The sequence below is a fragment of the Herpetosiphonaceae bacterium genome (assembly GCA_036374795.1).
Lineage (GTDB): Bacteria > Chloroflexota > Chloroflexia > Chloroflexales > Kallotenuaceae > LB3-1.
On the sequence record DASUTC010000308.1, the window covers coordinates 1 to 1,134 of the forward strand.

Below are 1,134 nucleotides of genomic sequence, written 5' to 3' on the forward strand. Positions count from 1 at the left end.
CAGAACTACCTTCGTGAGAAAAGCAGGATTTGCTACGTACCAGCTCGCGCGCGGCAACAGCAATCCAACGCCTGCCACAACTGCGATGACGAATGCGCCCCAAGCCCACGGCACGACTTCATCTGTGATCGCCGTCACGGAATAGCGGCGCGCTGACCAGCCGAGCAGCCGCAAGTCCATCATCAACACGGTGCCGACGACGAACATCGCGCTCAGCACGTGGATGGATTCGAGAAACGGAAACCACGCGCTCTCGCCGATGCGCGCAGCGAGCGGCGTCATCTCGAGCCAGGTCCAGAACTCCTCGAGCTGCATCACTCTTCCGGCGGAAACAGATAGTCGACGTACGCGATCCAGCGACCCGCGAGCACGACGCCGATCCACAGCAGCAGCGAGACCGCTGCGATCAGCTTGGTTCCCCAGTTGTCAGGCTTGCGAATGCCGTTGAAGTGCAGCAGCGCCGCGAGCGCGATGGCCGGCAGCAGCAGCGCGAACTTCAAGCCAAATACGGGGTTCGTGAAATAGCGCTGCGGCCGCGCGCAGACGAACGGCAAACCCGACAGCAACATGACCGGCAGCGTCCACCACACCCACGGCATCACGCGCCGCGTGAGCTCCTGCACCTCCTGGCTCGGCAGCGCGAGGCCGAGGACGCGCAAGTCGAGCAATACGACCGAGCTCATGATGACCGCGATGCCGAGCAGATGAACCGTCTGCACGATCGGCGGCAGCCCAGGGACATTGCCGAGCAGGTAGACAGCAGTCTCTTGCAGCACGTTTCCTCAGTTCTTCTTCTTTTGCATTCTGCCGATCTCGGTGAGCAGCGCCTGCGGCGAAACGGGGCGGCCGAGGAATCCGCGCAGCAGCTGGGCTGTCTCGTGCGTCTGTCCCGAGCTCAGCAGATTCTGCGACAGCCACGCGAACCAGCGCTCGTCGCCTGTATCGAACGGACCGAGCTGCGTCGCAATCCGCTGCCGCAGATCAGCCGTCACGACTGCACCGAGACCGTAGTTCACCATGTAGCCCGGCGAGTTCACGAGCTGCACGCGTACCGCCCACCACGAAAGCTCAGGATGCGGGATGACGTGCAGATAGCGGCTGGTGATCTCGGTCCACACCGCGTTCGGATCCTGC

The 1,134-nt window shown here is 63.1% G+C and carries 3 protein-coding genes; all 3 read right to left on the reverse strand.

Annotated elements, in window-relative coordinates; all coding sequences use genetic code 11:
* Positions 1–315, reverse strand: a 315-nt coding sequence (locus VFZ66_24075; protein HEX6292287.1) for a hypothetical protein, incomplete at its 3' end; no start/stop codon positions are given.
* Positions 315–776, reverse strand: a complete 462-nt coding sequence (locus VFZ66_24080; protein HEX6292288.1) for a DUF6644 family protein — start codon at positions 774–776, stop codon at positions 315–317. The genes VFZ66_24080 and VFZ66_24075, both read right to left, overlap by 1 nt.
* A gap of 6 nt (positions 777–782) precedes the next feature.
* Positions 783–1,134, reverse strand: a 352-nt coding sequence (locus VFZ66_24085) for a hypothetical protein (GenBank protein ID HEX6292289.1), incomplete at its 5' end; no start/stop codon positions are given.